Below are 16,796 nucleotides of genomic sequence, written 5' to 3' on the forward strand. Positions count from 1 at the left end.
CTCCTCGCTGTTTATGGCTGATTGGGTGAGTGCGATCGCGCTTAATGTACCTTTTGGGTAAAAAAGAGGGTTAGTCACCATATACCTTAATGAGATTTTCTCCTCTCCGAAGTAGATCGTGGTAAGTCATAACTTCAATTCCGTGTAATGAGTGATTTAGCCTTCTAAAAGCCTCCTTCTCCTTGTCACCCCAATTATCAGATTTGCCTATCAGAATAAATGCGCGTGGTTTTATTGTGCTTAACTCAAGTGATAGTTCTTGTTTAAACTTTTTAGCAATTTCGAGTTGATGTAATTCTATTTCGTGCAGATAGTTCACAACCTGCCCAATAGCCTCATTCGCTTCTCCAGACCATCTAAATGCTCCTGAATGTGAGTTATCTTCTTTGATAACTTCATGTGATGGCTTTTTTATCTCCAGAATGTCAATAAATCCATCAGGCGTTGGGAATAAATAGTCAAGAATACTTCTAAAACCAACTCGTGGATGTGCGATAGGAGTTCCATATTGGATACCAAATAGCCAATTATTTTTGTAAATCCATTCTTGCCAAGAGTCTGGGCTTTTAGTTTCTGGGTAGTCGGCTTTTAACCTTTCTCTGAATTCTTCAAGTTTCTGCCGATAAGTCTGGAGCTTTGTCTTTTCAAGCAAGGCATTTAACTGCTCTACTTGTTCTTGTAGGTTTTCAGTTTTAGATTCTAAAGCCTTGATCAATTCCTTTCTTTGTTTATCTTCTAAAGCAAATAGATTGTGAGTGTCTGTAAGTGGTTTAACATAGCCATCACTACCCTCCTTAATTATCCTTTGATACTCTTCAAATTCAGCTCTATATCGCTGATAAACTTTTTCTCTGAGAATGTCCAATAACTGCCAAGACCCATCCCCGTCTTGGAAGAAAACTTTGTCGTACACCGTGCCACCGTGAGAAAAACGATGTGGCTCAAGTAGTTGTGAAATTTCCTGATAAGCATTGTTTAGGCTTTGTAGTTGCTCCTGGGGTAGGACAGGAGTGCTACATTTACATGGTTTTAATTTTCTAATAATATTTCCTACCTGTGAAATACTAAATTCAATCTTCAAAGGTTCATCGAGATGAATTGGAACATATTTTCCCTTTTTTAGAGGCTGGACTTCGCGAGCGGAGACAAGAAACCGCTCTACTTCTTTATCTATATTTCCTGAATTTCCTGATGGATCGACAAGCACCATCAGTTTAGTTTTTTCCGGCAAAAAATCAGCAATTTGACTAAAGACTGACACAGTTTACTTCTCCAATGCTGATGTGTAGGGAGCGATCGCCCAACTCAAATAGACTAAGCCGCGATCGCTAATTAATTTAAGTTACTCCAACAGCCAACCAAACAACTCTCCCACTGTAAGCTGTAGCTCATTCGCAAAAGATGGCACGGGAAGTTGCTGTTCTGGTTCATCAAATACTTCTAAAAGTTGAGTTGGAAGATAAATAAACACTGTTTGCTCTTTTGGATCGATCAACCAACCCATTTGAGTTGCATATTTTAGACAATGCAGAATATTCTTTGTAACTTTCGTTTGGCTTTGGTCGGGCGATAAGATTTCAATTACCCAATCAGGAGCCGATTGGAAAACATTAGCGACTTCGCCATTCTCATCGCGGGGAATTCTATCCCAGGTAAATACTGAGATATCAGGGACAATTGAACGTCCGCCAAAAGTACATCGTAGTTCTGAAAAAGCTCTTGCAATACGCTGAGGCTTAACAACTGTGTTGATAACCGCGGGTAGTTCTGTCTGAATTATGCTGTGTTTCCCCTGCGGCATTGGCTTTAGAATAATTTGTCCATTAATGTATTCACTGGCGGGTTTAGTTTCTGGCAGCTTCAGAAACTCTTCCAAAGTTAAGGGTTTAGATGGTGTCCGTACCATTTGCGATCGCCTCCAAAAGAACTCGGACGAGCTTTGTCTATTCTACGGGTCGCATCCAGTGAAGGAAGCCGGAATCAAACAACGATGTCCGGCTAGTAACGAAAGGCGCGAAAAGCCATTAAGAACGGATATGCTACGCGATCGCTTATCTTCCCATAACTGTTTTATTGTTTATACCGAATGGCGGGGTCGCTATTGCTGAGGTGTATATATACTTTTGTGAAATTAAGAAAATAGATTTCTATCTCAGGAGGAGTAAGGATGTACATCGTACAAATTGCCTCTGAATGCGCTCCGGTCATCAAAGCTGGTGGTTTGGGAGATGTCGTTTACGGGCTGAGTCGGGAGTTAGAAAATCAGGGAAATTGCGTCGAGCTGATTTTGCCTAAGTACGATTGCATGCGGTACGACCACATCTGGGGACTTCACGATGCTTACCGCGATTTGTGGGTACCCTGGTATGGCGGTAAAGTCCACTGTTCTGTTTATTGCGGCTGGGTACACGGGCGGCTGTGTTTCTTTATCGAACCCCACTCTGAAGATAATTTCTTCAATCGAGGCTGTTATTACGGGTGTAACGACGACAATATGCGGTTTGCGTTCTTCAGCAAAGCCGCTTTAGAATTTCTCCTCCAAAGCAACAAGCGACCCGATATCATTCATTGCCATGACTGGCAGACCGGCTTAATTCCAGTCATGCTCTTCGAGAATTACAAGTATGAGATGGGTCTTCAACGGGTTTGCTACACCATTCACAATTTCAAACATCAAGGGATGGGCGGTAAAGAGACCCTGTGGGCAACCGGGCTGAATAACGAATCTTACTACTTCACTTACGATCGCCTCCAAGACAACTTCAACCCTTTTGCCTTGAACTTTATGAAAGGGGGGATTGTTTACGCCAACGCCGTGACGACAGTTTCGCCTCACCATGCTTGGGAAGCGCGTTGCACGGAGATTGGATCTGGTTTAGGTCATACCTTACATCTGCACCAGGATAAATTCACTGGCGTACTCAACGGCATCGATCCTGATTTTTGGAATCCCGAAAGCGATCGCTATATACCCGCTCATTACAGCAAAGAGAATCTAGAAGGGAAAGCCGAGACTAAAAAAGCCCTCCGGGAGAGACTTTTGCTCCGCGACGTTGATAAACCTATCGTTGCCTACATCGGTCGTTTAGACGCTCAAAAAGGCGTCCATCTTGTCCATCATGCGATCTACTACGCACTCAATAATGGGGCGCAATTTGTGTTGTTGGGTTCGGCAACGGAACCGGGAATCAATACCCATTTCCAGCACGAAAAAGCCTTTTTGAATGAGAATCCTGACGTTCATCTAGAACTTGGCTTTAATGAAGAGTTATCCCACCTGATCTATGCCGGGGCGGATATGATTATCGTCCCTAGCAACTACGAACCCTGCGGACTGACTCAGATGATTGGCTTAAAGTACGGCACGGTGCCAGTCGTGCGGGCAGTTGGTGGACTGGTGAATACTGTGTTTGACCGAGACTACGACCAAACAAAGTCCCCGGAAAAACGGAATGGTTTTGTGTTCGAGCACAGTGATGAGCCTGCGTTTGAATCAGCAATGGAGCGTGCTTTTAAGCTGTGGTACAACCATCCCGAAGAGTTTCGTCAGCTTGCGCTCCAGGGTATGGAGTATGACTACTCGTGGAAAGATCCAGGGGCGGAATATTTGAAGATTTACGACCAGATCCGACACAAATGAAGCGAAATTGCGATCGGTGGAATCTGTAAAGTAAGTCTTTTGTGGTTGTGCCTCGCTTTTGGGGGCACAATTACCTAACTTGGGTAGAGACTTTGGGTAGAGACGGCATTTTCTAACAAATTCTGTCAGAACTGCGATCGCGCAACAGAACGCTTGTTGATGGTTGGGGATTTGGCAACGACGAAAGCGATCGCGAAAGATTAATTTCCACGTAAATTTTGGTAACGATAAAAGGCGTAGGTGTCAAACATGGCTCCAGCAACACTACAGGTAAAACCGATTACCAGGAGACCTTCAATGGAACATCCGCTGCCGAAGACGGTAAGAAACTCTAAAATTACCGCTCTGCCGCACTGACTCACTGCTTCAAGGAGGGGAATGTAACCTAGTATGGACAGACTTGCCAACACACTAGCGAACAGCAGAATCGGGGCGGTGAAGCTAAGAAAACTCGTCAAGAGTAGGGAACGGAAATAGTTAGGCAAAATGTTCATGAAACTGTAAGTGCGAATGAACTGCCGAGCGGAGAACCGGGAACGAGACTTTCAACTTCTATATACGATAGAAGCGATCGCTGTCACTATCCCGATCTGTCAGAAATCTTAAATAAACCTTAAAAATCTTGTTTAAAGTCCGTAAATATATCTCAGGAATCTCCCAGCGATTCCCCAGCCCCGCGCCCAGAGTGCTGAGCCAGAGCCGTGCGAACAGTACAAAAGAGATTCTTGTAGGTCGTCGCCACTCATCAGCTATGCTTTACAAAGTCGTTGAGTCAGCAGGACATCCTTGAGCGAGACTCCTTCCAGTTCCAGCTTAGAGTTATGGGGTCAGCGGTTGCTGGCGGCGATTTTGCTGGGTGGGCAGGTGGTCGTTCACCTTCTGACAAAAAAAATCCATCGGCGCAACACCCTCGACCAAATGGCGATGGTTGGCCCAGAATCGCTCTTAATTGCGTTGGTAACAGCCGGTTTTGTCGGCATGGTATTCACCATTCAGGTGGCGCGAGAATTTGTCAACTTGGGTGCGGGCAGTGCTGTGGGCGGAGTGTTAGCGCTTTCCTTATGCCGGGAACTTGGCCCCGTCCTGACTGCCGTGATTTTGGCAGGACGAGTCGGTTCGGCGTTTGCCGCTGAAATTGGCACGATGCGCGTCACCGAGCAAATAGACGCCCTCTATATGCTGAAAACCGACCCGATTGATTACCTAGTGATTCCCCGCGCGATCGCCTGCTGCTTAATGCTGCCAGTTTTAACCATTTTGTCTATCCTCACTGGCATGGCAGGGGGATTGCTCATTGCCAGAAATCTCTACGGAATTGCCCCAAATGTATTTTTAGAGTCTGCCCGAAATTTCCTGCAAGTCTGGGATTTGTGTAGTGCCTTAATTAAGGCATTTTTCTTTGGGGCGCTGATTGCCGTAATTGGTTGCAGTTGGGGCTTAACAACCACTGGGGGCGCAAAAGGTGTTGGACAATCGACCACCACAGCAGTCGTTACAGCTTTGCTAGCTATCTTTATTTCTAACTTTTTCTTATCGTGGTTGATGTTTCAGGGAACGGGTAGTGCCGTACTCAAAGGGGTCTGAGGCGGAAAACCTTTAAAATAAATAAAGTTGCAATCCTGAGATTGAATCTCGAATCGGGATTTGAACTGCCGCCCCACTTCAGCTTGAACGCTAAGAAAGTGGGTAGGTCTAGTACGATAGTTTACAATATTGGGTTTATGCCTGTGACTACTACTACATCTTCTTTACCTTCACAAACTGTTGAACTGGCACCCAGCTACGCAATTCCTTTGGTGTTAGTGGCGGCTTCGATTGGGCTGTTATTCGTTCAACCTTGGGTGAGTTTAGCGATCGCTATATTTGGGTTGTTCCTGCTGTTTCAGGCGGCAACGATTCGCCTGCAATTCACCGAAACAGCATTAGATGTTTATCGCTCCCAAACCTTAATTCGGCGTTTTCCTTACCAGGAATGGCAAAATTGGCAGATATTCTGGACTCCAGTGCCGATTCTGTTTTACTTCAAAGAAGTTAAAAGCATTCACTTTTTGCCGGTTCTCTTCGATCCCAAAATGCTAAAAACTTGCTTGGAACAACGCTGTCCAAAAGCAAGTGCGTAGGGATACACAGATGCGCGTCCTTACAGATGAGTAGTTAATTGTTAGTTGTTAAGTGTTAATTGTTAGATGAATTCAGACGAACCTCAAACCCAAGAACAAGAACAAGAGCAAGAACAAAAGCAACAGCCAGTTGTTGAAGCATCGGACAATTTAGAAGCGCCAGAAGAGGAAACTGTAACTGCCGATCCAGCCTCAGACAATCTTATAGCATTACAAATTGCCGCTGTTGTGGAGGCATTTGATGATTCAGAAGCGGAAATTGCCGCCGTTGTTGAGGAATCAGATAATTCTGAGGAGCCTGAGGAGCCAGATATAACTGTAGTCGCCGTTGTTGAGGAATCAGATAATGCTGAGGAGCCAAATATAACAGTAGCGATGCAAAATTCCGTCTCTATTTTAGAGCAACGGGTGGCTGATTTACAACAGCAGGAAGAGGCATTAATTCAGGAAATTGCCGCCCTGCAAGCTTCTCATAATAAAGTTCTGCAAGACCAGATGGCTCAAACCCAAGCGGCGTTAAACCGTCTGGTGCAGGAGTCTTTGAACGATCTGGAACAACGCAGACAAACACTACAAATTTCCGTTGAACAACTGGAACGACGACGGGAACGCATCCGAGAGGAAATGCGAAGAACCTTTGCTGGCACCTCCCAAGAATTAGCCATTCGGGTGCAAGGCTTTAAAGATTATCTGGTCGGTAGCTTACAAGATTTGGTAGTAGCGGCAGAAGAATTGCAACTCCAGAAGGAACCAGAACCCCCCAAGGTAGTTCCAGTCGTGGAAGAGTCGAAGGCTGCATCGCCTGTAAACCCCAAATTTACAGAACAGAGCTTTCAATCAACTGCAAAACAAATTCGCAGTATTTTAGACCAGTACCGGACGCGACCTGACTATTATGGCCCGCCCTGGCAATTGCGTCGTACCTTTGAGCCGGTTCATGCGGAGCGAGTTGCGAACTGGTTTTTCACGCAAGGAGGAAGAGGCGCTTTGCGGACAATGGGCAGTCGCCTGCAAAATATCCTGATTGCTTCTTCCGTCATCTCGGTATTAAGCACGCTGTATGGCGATCGCGTTCGCGCCCTGATCCTTGCCAACTCCCCAGAACGATTGGGAGAATGGCGACGGGGTTTGCAAGACTGTCTGGGCATTTCCCGCTCTGATTTTGGTCCAGAGCAGGGAATCGTTTTGTTTGAATCCCCAGAAGCGGTTGTGCAAAAGGCAGAGCGTCTGGTTAAGGAACGGCAGATGCCGCTGATTATCATTGATGAGACAGAAGATCAGATTAATCTGTCGCTGCTGCAATTTCCTCTGTGGTTAGCTTTTGCACCCGATCCTCAGCAGATGTCCGCTGATATGAGATATTAGCGACAGACGAATTGAGCTACAAGCAAGAGGCGTTAGATGGGTCTACAGCTGGCTTTAAGTGGGGCATTGTTAATCGCAGCCTATCTCTTAGGCTCGATTCCTACGGGTTATTTGGCAGGACGCTGGCTCAAAGGGATTGATATTCGAGAGCAGGGATCTGGTTCTACGGGTGCCACCAATGTTCTCAGAAACCTGGGAAAAGGGCCAGCCATCGCGGTGTTACTGATCGATCTATTTAAAGGAGTCGGCGCGATCGCTTTGGTTTACGCCTTCTATGCCTTCGCGCCAACTTTTGCGCCAACGTCTGTCCTGCCTGTCACCTGGGAATCTTGGTTAGTCGCTGGCACCGGATTCGCTGCCAGCATCGGTCATAGTAAATCTGTCTGGCTGAACTTCACGGGCGGGAAATCAGTTGCCACGAGCCTGGGCGTTTTATTTGCCATGTCCTTACCTGTGGCGTTGGGAACAGCAGCGGTGTTTGGCACAGTTATTGCCTTTTCCCGAATTGTTTCCCTCGGTTCCATTGCGGGTGCGATCGCGGTTTCGGTTTGGATGTTAATTTTCAAGCAGCCGTTACCTTATCTAATCTTTGCGATCGCTGGCGGTATCTACGTCATCTGGCGACACCGCAGCAACATTGAGCGTTTACTTGCCGGTACCGAACCCCAAATCGGTCAAAAATTATCAACAGAACTCGAACAAAGTTCCTAACTTATTTCCTAACTTATAGAGATGCGTAGGCGTTGTGATACTAAACGTCATTTCGCATCTTTACTCGTTTTTATGCTGTTATCTCCCTGCGTAACCAAGAGTTAGCCCACCTTTTCACTATCAGCATGGTGCTAACAGCTAGTGCCATGCTAAATAGTAGATTATCTAGCCTAATTTCTCTCTGGGTTCCAATCGCTAATATGGCTTCTAATATTAAAGATGGGAATAAAATTCCTCCAAAAAGCAATACGGCATAAAAAATAAGTTTTCCTCTGGCTCTTACACTAATGAGTGCTAGAAAGAAGCCAATAGGGATAAAAATCAATCCATAATAGAAAATCTTGTAGATTTCTAGATTAATACTATTAGCATCAAAAGGTAATAGCTGAAAAATCATCACCTCTGGAATCAGTTTCAGCGAGTAAGGTTGTTTCAATCCATCTATATAAATTTTAAGAATTGACCCTTCATAGGTAAGAAGTATCTGATGATTTTTGGTGTCACCAAAAACATTTGGAACAGCTAGTTGATAGTTTGTTGCATTTTTTCCGGTAACTGGAGTTCGCACTCGAAACACCAAATCCGCTCCCTTTTGCCCAAGGGTAAAATTGCGGCTTTCATCATCTGCTGAAAGGGAAATAATTCGAGCAGGGCCAGCCTGCATTGTGTCAGCAGTAGCAACAACAGCACCTATTGTAAATTGAGAAGTTGCGGCAATCTTTTGTGTCATCAAGGCTACAGAGCTTTTTGTCTCTAGCCAATGATTGGAATCGAGAGAAGCACCCCTTTGATCCTGAGTAGTTGGGAAATTGCCTCGCCAAGATAAATCTGGAAGGTGCCCAGTTAAATCGGGGTAACTACCTGTACCTGTCAATTGATATACAGCTACTAGGTCTTTTTTGACGACAGAAAATGGGATTTCCGAGGAAAAGGCGGATTCTGCTTCTTGATCTGAAACTGCTTTATTCGCGACGTATAGCTCTGAAATATATCCTTTCCAAGGTCTATTTCCGGTTGGCTCGTTGCCAAGACTCAGCGGGAAAGTGTGATTCCAATTACTGAGACTTCCAGAATTTTGCCAAACGAGCGTCGTTATAAAAATCAATATAATATATCCAATAAAAGCAGCCGTTAACTTTTTGATTGAAAGAAAACTCTTACTACTTCTAACAAGATTTAAAGCTGCTCCTAAGATTTTATCTCCCCCTAAACGAAAGCTTAAAAACCCAATAAAAGCACCTAAAATACTGGCACCAATATCGACAAAAGAGGAACTTCGAGAAGGAATAAATAGCTGTAAAATCTCAATCGTAAAACTTAAACAAAAAGAAGTTAATAAGATGAAACCAACTGTCTTGATACCTGGGAATCTTTTTCGCTGCATCAAGCAGGAAAAGACGAAACCAAAGGGGGAAAATAATAAAACGTTAGTGATTAAGTCGTAAAAATTTCTTAACTTAAAAAATTCTGAAGTGAGAAAGCGATAATTTATTTTACTAGCATTCTCTTTAAAGGCAAAATCGTAAGGAAAAAGTGTAACGACCAGTATCAGCAAAAGGCTAAAAATAAAGACTTTATTTGCCCATTTTTGCCGCATAAAGGATTTTTAACAAATCATTTTACTTTTGGTAGCCGGAAAAGAGTATTCAGCGATGCATTAACGACCAAGCTCCTGAGAGCGCCGAGAAGCCGCCACCACTGCCTCAATCAAAGCCGAGCGGAAACCAGCCCTTTCTAACTGGGCAATCCCAGCAATAGTTGTACCTCCAGGGCTAGTCACGCGGTCTTTTAGTTGAGCGGGATGCATTCCCGATTCGTGCAACAGCTGGGCAGTCCCCAAGACGGTTTGCAGGGCTAACGAAGACGCGATCGCTCTTGGCAATCCAGCCGCTACCCCACCATCTGCGAGTGCTTCCACCATCAGCGCCACATAAGCGGGACCCGAACCCGAAAGCCCTGTCACCGCATCCATTAAAGATTCTGGCACTTCAACGACCTCTCCCACCGCCTGGAAGATCGCCTTTGCCTGTTCTAAGTGGCGTTCGGTGGCGTGCTGACCCAGCGCGATCGCACTCATTCCTGCCCCTACCGTCGCCGGAGTATTCGGCATCGCCCGAATTGCTGGAGCCTGGGGAAAAGCTGCTTCCAGTTGACTCAAAGAAACACCCGCCATCATCGAAATCACCACTGGCGGCGACGCTTGGGCAGAAATTTCTTTCTCCAAGTCTGCCGCCACTGCTGCAAACACTTGAGGTTTAATCGCCAGTAACAGCACATCCTTTGCCGCCGCCACCGCCCGATTCTCTGCCGTCACCTGGATGCCGTACTGCTGCGCCAAAAAGTCTCGCCGCTCTCTTTGCGGCTCACTCACCAAGACTTCTTCTGTGGCATAAACCTGTTTTTGCATCAGGCGGGATAATAGAGCTTCTCCCATTACCCCGCCACCAATCATGCCGAATTTAGTAGCCAACCTCGTCCCCCAATCCCTATCAGCATGAAAAGTCCGTTGTCGGCGGTCAGTTGTTTTTAGCCGTTACGACTGACCATTGACCGCTAACAAGCGTCTCGACTCAGAAATTTTACTGCGCCATCCGGGTCGGTTCGTTTGACCAAGCTGGGGAGGGGGCAGAGGGACGGGGAATCCGGACTTGTGGTTGAGGCACTTCGTGAACCACGCCAGTCTGGGTACTGACTTGAACACAACTCGGTGTAAACAGAAAGATACTTTCGCCGATCCGCTCTTGGTGCCCATCGATCGCATAAGTGCCACCAGCCACAAAGTCTACAGCTCGTTGCGCCTGATCTGGGTCCATAATCGTCAGGTTTAACACGACTGACTTCCGCTCGCGCAAAGCTTGAATCGCCTGGGGCATTTCTTCAAAAGAACGTGGCTCCATCACGATTACTTCCGAAATTCCATTCACCGAACCGGGCATCCCAATTACATTATTCATTGTTGTCCCCATTTCTATTTCTCTTGCAACAGGTGTGTTTGTCCGCGCCCGACGGCTCTGGCGACGTTCTTCTTCTGCTGTCGTCGGTTGAGGATGCTGTTCTTGATAGAGATTTTGGTACTCTTCTCCCTCGGCTTCTTCGTACTCGTCATACTCGTATTGAGCTGGCTCATTGAGACCCACGAAATCTCGTAGCTTAGAAAAAATATTATTCACAGTTCACGCTCCATCACGATTTAAGGTTAGACTTTGGGGCTGGGATCGCAGGGCACCCTTGAGGCAGCAGTCCTAGTTTAAGGAAACGACAATAACAATCATATAGTCGTGCTGGCAATATAATATCCGATGCCTCTTCATTACCCCACTCATCTGTTCGGAATAGATGTTGACATTTGTAAGCGGAGTAAGGCTTTTCAGGATGCCCGTTCTCCAAAAAGAATTCGCCCCAAACGTATCATTGTTGCCCCAGATTGCACAGCTAACGGGTAATCACCTGACATTCCCATTGATAGCTGCTGCATTTGAATATTTGACCAGTTTTGCTGTCTGATTTCATCGGCTAGTTTGCGGGTTCTATCGAAAACTGACAGGATTTCAGAAGCCTTGAGATCGAAAGGCGGGATTGTCATCAAACCTTGAATTTGCAGATTGTAGCACTCATTCAGGGCTGGTAAATCGGCAAGCAGTTGAGGAACTGTCCACCCATACTTGTTGGGATCTGGCAGTAGTTTCACTTGCAGGCAGATGAAGGGCGATCGCGACAGCTCAAGTGCCAGTTCGTTTAATCGTTGGGCTAATTTTAAACTATCTATCGAGTGAATCCACTGAAATTGTTCTAGGGCTTTTCGAGCTTTATTACTTTGAAGGTGTCCAATCAGGTGCCAGGTGATGTCTGGTAAATCTTGCAGTTGCGCTTGTTTAAGTTCAGCTTCAGAGATGCGACTTTCGCCGAAATCCCTTACTCCCGCTGCATAAGCTTCGCGCATGGCTTCAGGGGAAACCTGTTTCGTAACGGCGATGAGGCGGACAGATTCCGGTAGTTGCTGGCGAATTTCAGAAAGGCGTTGGGCGATCGCTCCAGTCATTTGACTTCACTTGAAAATAAACAGGGAAGCAAAAATTAAAAATGCTTGCATTAAAAAGGATTTTTTAATTTTTAATCGCTTGCCCCTATTGAAATGTTCGCTTATGAATAGCCTGAAGTTGGGTGTACTCCTCCATTTGACCGTTGCGACGGAGCATCCGCAAACGGTTTTCCAGCATGAGGCGACCATCGCTGCGGGTAATCGGTTCAAACGTGATGCCGGTAGGACTGGTATTCACCAAAAAGAAGAGACGCTGGGCATAAAGGGTCGTAAATAGTTCCTGGCTGTCCTCAAGCAGACACACTCTGTAAAGTAAGCCAAATGTAGGGTGATTTAAATAGGTTTCGCTGCTCATTAACATCCACGCGAAGAATGCCCATCCCTAAGGGAGAGATTGGGAAAAGTCGAAGAGTTTAAGCGGCAGTGCGACTCGCGCCAGCCGCTCTCTGTTGAAACCCAAGATGTTTCACTCTAGTTCAAACTATGCAGATGATAGCTTGTATTCGGGCACCTCAGAGAGAATGTTTGGGAATTGGCGACACTTTTCAGGGTGAGCAAACGAGGATGGCGGTGGCTACCGAATAATCGCCATCATGGCTGATGCTTAGCTGCCACTGACAATCTTCCCACCCTGCTGTCTGGGCGGCGGCTGAATGGTGAAGAAATACTTGCGGTGCACCCGTGGGTAAACGTCGAATCTCAATATCGGTGTAGCTGACTCCCCGCCATCCAGTTCCCAGTGCTTTAGCAACGGCTTCTTTTGCCGCCCAGCGCCCTGCTAGCTGGTTGATAGAGAGGCGACTGCTATCGCTCTGAGTGTAGCCGCAATCTTGTTGTTCATCAAAAGTATAGACGCGCTGCAAGAAGCGATCGCCAAAGCGTTCAACAGCGGCTTTAATTCGAGGCATATAAACAATATCTGTTCCCAGCCGAATCATTCTGTTGCTAGTTGCTAATAGAAGAGTGGCTCTTCAAAACCCTGTCTGGTAGCCATTCGCCAATGGTATTTGACTGATGACCCAGAACTAATCACTAATAACATTAAAACTTCCCAGGGCTGCTAGCAGAGCTTGAGCTTTGTGTAGAGACTCATGCCATTCTCGCTCTGGATCGCTATCGGCAACGATTCCCGCCCCGACTTGCCCGTAAACCATCGCTGCATCGGCACGCTTGGGATAGAGGAGAGTACGGATCAAGATATTTAAATCTAGGTGCCCGCGCCAATCGAGAAAGCCACAGGAACCGTAGAACAAATTGCGACGCACGGGTTCGAGTTCTTCAATAATTTCCATACAGCGGACTTTCGGACACCCAGTGATAGTACCGCCAGGGAAGAAGGCGCGAATCAGGTCAACAGCGTCGTAGTTTGGGCGAATTTTACCGATAACGTTGCTTACGAGGTGCATGACATGGCTGTAGCGCTCAATTGTGAAAAGTTCGTTGACTTCTACAGAACCCCACTCGCACACACGCCCCAAGTCGTTTCGCTCTAAATCCACCAGCATAATGTGTTCGGCTCTTTCTTTGGCATTGGCAATCAAGTCTTGCGCCAAATGCTCGTCGAGGGCGGGTGTAGTGCCGCGCGATCGCGTTCCCGCAATCGGTCGCGTTTGCGCTTGTCGATCTTGCATCTGAACCAACCGTTCTGGAGAACAGCTGATGAGTGCCCCCCACGGGGTCTGCCAATAGCTAGCAAAGGGAGAAGGATTGATTTGGTGTAACGCTTGATAAATTGCCCAAGGACTGGCAGTTACGCGGCTTTCAAAGCGTAGGGAAAGATTTGCCTGAAAGATATCTCCGGCTCGGATATACTTTTTCGCTTGCCGCACCGCATCTTCGTAATCAGTTTGGGGTGTCCAAAAATGGAAATGGGGGGATTTTGGATTTTGGATGGAAGATGCTGGCTCCTCTGCTATCCCGCACTGCGTTCGGCTTTCCAGCAGCCTTTGCAGCGAATCGAGTTCGTCTTCATCGCTAGCGGCTAGCCATAGGATTTGTTCCCAATGGTCGAGGACAGCAAAGGATGCTGGTTCATACCAATAAGCAACCGGGAATGGTAAGGGGTCAGAATTTAAATTGGGTAGCTGCTCGATCTCCCAAGCGAGGTCATAACCCAGCCATCCCAGCCAACCACCAGTGAAAGGCAGGTCTGACGGGCTTAGGGACTCATCCCTGAAGGCAGAACGTTGCCGCAAGCGGCGTAGGAAAGGGAGGATCTCGCCAACGGGTGGAGTCCACACTGCTTGCACGCCATCGATAAAGCGCGGCGCACCGGCACAAATCGAATATCTGGCGATCGCGTTCTTGGCTTCAGGTGAGTGTTGAAGGAGCGGATTATAGGGACTTTCGAGTAGGGTAGCAATTTTACCAGCGTCCAGAAACAGGGCGGCGAATACTTCTGAGCCAGTTCGATGTTGTAGAGGAAGCGATCGCCAAAACCAAGGTTTCATATGAATTTTTAATTCTTAACTCTCCCATCCCCACATCAGCCGTGCCCCCCAAAGTACGACCAAACTCACCAGTCCCGCCCAGTCGCTCTTTTTGAGACGCAACTGGTGCCATTGGACGCGATGGCTATTGGGGCTGGTAAAGCCGCGAACCTTCATGGCGCTAGCAATTTGCTCGGCTCGTAAGAGGAGATTTTCAAGCAACCGTTCGGCAACCATCAACCAAAGTTGCAGACTTTTGCGGATACCCAGTTTTTTCCAGTTAATTGCCCGTGTCCGCACGGAACGAACTAAATTCTGCACTTCTTCTAAAACCAGGGGAATAAAGCGCAGCGATAAAGTTAAGGTTAGAGCAACTTCTGTCACGGGAAATTTGAATGCTCGCAGCGGTCGCATCAAACTCTCGATCCCCGCAGTAATTTCCTCTGGAGCTGTGGTTAGCAAAAACAGGTTGGTGCTGTAAATTAAGGTAAATAGTAAGGTACTCACGTTAATCGCTAGCGCCAAGGACTTGCGAGTAATTTTGACTGGCCCTTGGTGGAACAGCACGTAACGGTAGTTTGAAGGGTTTTGAGAGGAGACTGGTTTTGTCGCCTCTGGTTTTTGAGTTGCAGCGGATTTGACAACTCCTGGTTTGGGAGTAGCAGTCTGAATAAAAGATATTTCATCGGCTGGGAGGCGTCGCTGAGAGTCCGCTCCTAGCCCATCGGGAGCAATCATGCTCAGGATGAACACAAAAAAGCACAGCATCAACAGCCAACCCATTTGTTGCTTCCATACGCGCAATGGAATCGCCGCCGTCACAGTAATGGCAACGAGCAGCACCGCTAAGGCAATGCGCCAGATGGGATTTGCCAAGACTGGAGCGATGAGAAAGCTCATCAACCAAGCTATTTTCACCCTGGGGTCGAGGTGATGCAGCCAAGTGATTGGTTGTTCGAGGTACAGCCCCAGCGGCAGCGATCGCAGTAAATCCATAGAAAATTAAAAATTAAACATTAAAAATTAAAAATGCAAAAATGTATTTTACATTTTTAATTTTTAATTGATTAAACACGAGTGGCTCGGTTACTACGACTACCCGCTTCCATCTCGCGGACTTTTTTCCCTCTCCAGAATAAGCGCACTGGGGTTCCAGTAAAACCCAACTGTTTTCGGAATTGACCTTCGATGTAGCGGCGATAGTTGTCATTGAAGCGTTTGGGATCGTTGACAAATAGCGCGATCGCTGGAGGTTGGCTGCTCACTTGGGTGCCGTAATAAATCTTGCCCTGACGCCCTTGGCGGGTCGTGGGCGGGGAAACCCAAGAAATCGCTTCTTGTAGCACTTCATTAATTACAGCAGTCGTGACGCGGCGTTTGTGTTGTTCGGCTGCTGTATTCACTAAATCTAGAATTTTTTCCACCCGCTGACCTGTTTGAGCGCTGACAAAAATTGTTTCTGCCCAATCGATAAAGTTCAACCGTCCTTTAAAGTTGCGTTCAAACTCGTAGATGGTGTAGGAATCCTTTTCAACAGCATCCCACTTATTGATGACGATGACACAAGCGCGACCTTCTTCATCAATCCGCCCAGCCAGTTTTTGGTCTTGTTCGGTGATGCCATCCACCGCGTCAATGACTAATAAAACTACGTCGGCGCGACGAATTGCTTTAAACGCACGATTAATCCCAAAAAATTCCGGGCCGTATTCAACGTTTTTCTTTTTGCGAATCCCGGCGGTATCGATCAATCGGTAGGTTTTACCGTTGCGTTCTACTACCATATCGATGGCATCGCGGGTCGTGCCAGAGATGGGGCTAACGATAGAACGATTTTCGCCGACAAAAGCGTTCAGCAAGCTAGATTTCCCGACATTGGGACGTCCGACAATGGCGACTTTAATTTCTTCAGTTTCTGGGATTTCTCCTGCTGGCACGATATAGGTAATCAGGGCATCGAGTAATTCGCCGGTGCCACTCCCATGAATGCCAGAGACGGGGAAGGGTTCGCCCAATCCCAGTTCCCAAAACTCCATTGCTTGGGTGAGACCTTGTTCGGAGGATTCGCATTTATTCACCGCTAGCAGGACGGGCACGGGTTGTTGACGCAACCAGTCGGCGATCGTTTCATCCGCTGCTGTTAACCCACTCTGACCATCAACGACAAAGATTGCGGCACTCGCTTCTGAGAGTGCCAACATTGCCTGTTCCCGAATTAGGGGTAAAAACTCGGTGTCATCATTAAACACCAAGCCGCCGGTATCGACGATGACAAACTCCCGGTCTTCCCAGAAGGCGGAACGATAGGTGCGATCGCGCGTGACTCCAGGTTCATCATGCACAATGGCGTCTTGTACACCTGCCAATCGATTGACAAGAGTAGATTTGCCCACATTCGGGCGACCGATAATAGCGACAACAGGCAGGGACATAACCAGATATGCTCATCCGAGTGGATGATGACAGCTCCAAATTTATATTGTATCCATCCT

17 protein-coding genes are annotated in these 16,796 nt (G+C 46.9%); 5 read left to right on the forward strand and 12 right to left on the reverse strand.

Annotated elements, in window-relative coordinates; translation table 11 throughout:
• Positions 1-70: 70 nt before the first annotated feature.
• Positions 71-1,261, reverse strand: coding sequence for a Shedu anti-phage system protein SduA domain-containing protein (locus tag NDI34_RS03050; protein WP_348231811.1), 1,191 nt, complete (start codon positions 1,259-1,261; stop codon positions 71-73).
• An 81-nt stretch (positions 1,262-1,342) separates the two neighbouring features.
• Entirely contained in the window at positions 1,343-1,906 is a 564-nt protein-coding gene (locus NDI34_RS03055) for a Uma2 family endonuclease (RefSeq protein ID WP_348231812.1), read from the reverse strand.
• A 261-nt stretch (positions 1,907-2,167) separates the two neighbouring features.
• On the opposite strand from NDI34_RS03055, the gene glgA reads away from it, so the two are divergent.
• Positions 2,168-3,640, forward strand: a complete 1,473-nt coding sequence (glgA, locus tag NDI34_RS03060) for a glycogen synthase GlgA (protein WP_348231813.1) — start codon at positions 2,168-2,170, stop codon at positions 3,638-3,640.
• A 200-nt stretch (positions 3,641-3,840) separates the two neighbouring features.
• On the opposite strand, the gene NDI34_RS03065 is transcribed toward glgA, so the two are convergent.
• On the reverse strand, positions 3,841-4,134 hold the full coding sequence (locus NDI34_RS03065; protein WP_190410742.1) for a hypothetical protein: 294 nt from the start codon (positions 4,132-4,134) through the stop codon (positions 3,841-3,843).
• Positions 4,135-4,426: 292 nt separating this feature from the next.
• Here NDI34_RS03065 and NDI34_RS03070 point away from each other — a divergent pair, with 292 nt between their 5' ends.
• From NDI34_RS03070 to plsY, 4 genes are all read left to right on the forward strand, one after another.
• Complete coding sequence (locus NDI34_RS03070) at positions 4,427-5,224, forward strand: MlaE family lipid ABC transporter permease subunit (RefSeq protein WP_190410743.1); 798 nt, start codon at positions 4,427-4,429, stop codon at positions 5,222-5,224.
• 137 nt (positions 5,225-5,361) lie between these two features.
• Positions 5,362-5,760, forward strand: coding sequence for a DUF3119 family protein (locus NDI34_RS03075; RefSeq protein WP_348231814.1), 399 nt, complete (start codon positions 5,362-5,364; stop codon positions 5,758-5,760).
• A gap of 66 nt (positions 5,761-5,826) precedes the next feature.
• Positions 5,827-7,125 (forward strand): DUF3086 domain-containing protein, encoded by a 1,299-nt coding sequence (locus NDI34_RS03080; RefSeq protein WP_348231815.1) that lies wholly within the window; start codon positions 5,827-5,829, stop codon positions 7,123-7,125.
• Between the two features lie 36 nt (positions 7,126-7,161).
• Positions 7,162-7,836, forward strand: coding sequence for a glycerol-3-phosphate 1-O-acyltransferase PlsY (gene plsY, locus NDI34_RS03085; protein ID WP_190432736.1), 675 nt, complete (start codon positions 7,162-7,164; stop codon positions 7,834-7,836).
• 70 nt (positions 7,837-7,906) lie between these two features.
• Here plsY and NDI34_RS03090 read toward each other — a convergent pair whose 3' ends face one another.
• The 9 genes from NDI34_RS03090 to der all read right to left on the reverse strand — a co-directional run bounded on the left by NDI34_RS03090 (position 7,907) and on the right by der (position 16,736).
• Positions 7,907-9,433, reverse strand: a complete 1,527-nt coding sequence (locus NDI34_RS03090; protein WP_348231816.1) for a VanZ family protein — start codon at positions 9,431-9,433, stop codon at positions 7,907-7,909.
• A gap of 60 nt (positions 9,434-9,493) precedes the next feature.
• Complete coding sequence (gene proC, locus NDI34_RS03095; RefSeq protein ID WP_190410748.1) at positions 9,494-10,306, reverse strand: pyrroline-5-carboxylate reductase; 813 nt, start codon at positions 10,304-10,306, stop codon at positions 9,494-9,496.
• Positions 10,307-10,415: 109 nt separating this feature from the next.
• Complete coding sequence (locus NDI34_RS03100) at positions 10,416-11,006, reverse strand: cell division protein SepF (protein ID WP_190410749.1); 591 nt, start codon at positions 11,004-11,006, stop codon at positions 10,416-10,418.
• Between the two features lie 197 nt (positions 11,007-11,203).
• Positions 11,204-11,875, reverse strand: a complete 672-nt coding sequence (locus tag NDI34_RS03105; protein ID WP_190525208.1) for a YggS family pyridoxal phosphate-dependent enzyme — start codon at positions 11,873-11,875, stop codon at positions 11,204-11,206.
• A gap of 85 nt (positions 11,876-11,960) precedes the next feature.
• Complete coding sequence (gene pipX, locus NDI34_RS03110) at positions 11,961-12,230, reverse strand: transcriptional coactivator PipX (RefSeq protein WP_348231817.1); 270 nt, start codon at positions 12,228-12,230, stop codon at positions 11,961-11,963.
• A gap of 190 nt (positions 12,231-12,420) precedes the next feature.
• Complete coding sequence (acpS, locus tag NDI34_RS03115) at positions 12,421-12,813, reverse strand: holo-ACP synthase (RefSeq protein ID WP_190428586.1); 393 nt, start codon at positions 12,811-12,813, stop codon at positions 12,421-12,423.
• 87 nt (positions 12,814-12,900) lie between these two features.
• Positions 12,901-14,325, reverse strand: coding sequence for an anthranilate synthase component I (locus NDI34_RS03120; RefSeq protein ID WP_348231818.1), 1,425 nt, complete (start codon positions 14,323-14,325; stop codon positions 12,901-12,903).
• A 15-nt stretch (positions 14,326-14,340) separates the two neighbouring features.
• A complete protein-coding gene (locus NDI34_RS03125) occupies positions 14,341-15,300 on the reverse strand; it encodes a CbiQ family ECF transporter T component (protein WP_190986517.1) in 960 nt (319 codons plus the stop codon).
• A 71-nt stretch (positions 15,301-15,371) separates the two neighbouring features.
• Positions 15,372-16,736: a ribosome biogenesis GTPase Der gene (gene der, locus NDI34_RS03130; protein WP_190525200.1), complete on the reverse strand. Its 1,365-nt coding sequence runs from the start codon at positions 16,734-16,736 to the stop codon at positions 15,372-15,374.
• Positions 16,737-16,796 lie beyond the last annotated feature (60 nt).

This window comes from Trichocoleus sp. DQ-U1 (assembly GCF_039961925.1).
Classification (GTDB): Bacteria; Cyanobacteriota; Cyanobacteriia; order Cyanobacteriales; family FACHB-T130; genus FACHB-T130.

Bases quoted from the DNA above. Each gene is read 5' to 3' on its own strand.
- NDI34_RS03055 (WP_348231812.1), bottom strand. From the start codon at position 1,906: ATGGTACGGACACCATCTAAACCCTTAACTTTGGAAGAGTTTCTGAAG.
- glgA (WP_348231813.1), top strand. From the start codon at position 2,168: ATGTACATCGTACAAATTGCCTCTGAATGCGCTCCGGTCATCAAAGCT.
- NDI34_RS03065 (WP_190410742.1), bottom strand. From the start codon at position 4,134: ATGAACATTTTGCCTAACTATTTCCGTTCCCTACTCTTGACGAGTTTT.
- NDI34_RS03075 (WP_348231814.1), top strand. From the start codon at position 5,362: ATGCCTGTGACTACTACTACATCTTCTTTACCTTCACAAACTGTTGAA.
- NDI34_RS03080 (WP_348231815.1), top strand. From the start codon at position 5,827: ATGAATTCAGACGAACCTCAAACCCAAGAACAAGAACAAGAGCAAGAA.
- plsY (WP_190432736.1), top strand. From the start codon at position 7,162: ATGGGTCTACAGCTGGCTTTAAGTGGGGCATTGTTAATCGCAGCCTAT.
- NDI34_RS03090 (WP_348231816.1), bottom strand. From the start codon at position 9,433: ATGCGGCAAAAATGGGCAAATAAAGTCTTTATTTTTAGCCTTTTGCTG.
- NDI34_RS03105 (WP_190525208.1), bottom strand. From the start codon at position 11,875: ATGACTGGAGCGATCGCCCAACGCCTTTCTGAAATTCGCCAGCAACTA.
- pipX (WP_348231817.1), bottom strand. From the start codon at position 12,230: ATGAGCAGCGAAACCTATTTAAATCACCCTACATTTGGCTTACTTTAC.
- acpS (WP_190428586.1), bottom strand. From the start codon at position 12,813: ATGATTCGGCTGGGAACAGATATTGTTTATATGCCTCGAATTAAAGCC.
- NDI34_RS03120 (WP_348231818.1), bottom strand. From the start codon at position 14,325: ATGAAACCTTGGTTTTGGCGATCGCTTCCTCTACAACATCGAACTGGC.
- NDI34_RS03125 (WP_190986517.1), bottom strand. From the start codon at position 15,300: ATGGATTTACTGCGATCGCTGCCGCTGGGGCTGTACCTCGAACAACCA.
- der (WP_190525200.1), bottom strand. From the start codon at position 16,736: ATGTCCCTGCCTGTTGTCGCTATTATCGGTCGCCCGAATGTGGGCAAA.